At 61.5% G+C, this 296-nt stretch carries 1 protein-coding gene; it reads left to right on the plus strand.

Annotated elements, in window-relative coordinates:
* The coding region (locus tag QZ269_RS13205; RefSeq protein WP_291427157.1) for a hypothetical protein at positions 1 to 296 on the plus strand (296 nt) is incomplete at both ends.

Here is a 296-nt window from a genome sequence, read left to right on the forward strand (position 1 = left end):
GGCTGGGGTGCAGGAGGCTACCCCCGACCCCACCAAGGATGAGGGCTGGGGACTGATGACTGCCGCCTACGCACAGGGTTTTGCCGTCGCCAACACGGCTTATGCCAAGGTCGGTTACGCGGTGCGTGAAGGGATAGACGCCAACAAAGCCCTGCGCGATCTGCTGGGTAAAGCAGGCAGCAAGCGCAACTACATAGTGGGTGTGTCTATGGGCGGCAATATCACCGTCGCTATGGTTGAAAAGTATCCGCAGGCTTTTGCCGGGGCGCTACCGATGTGCGGGGTGACCCCCGGCT

This window comes from Deinococcus sp. (genome assembly GCF_018260405.1).
Lineage (GTDB): Bacteria > Deinococcota > Deinococci > Deinococcales > Deinococcaceae > Deinococcus.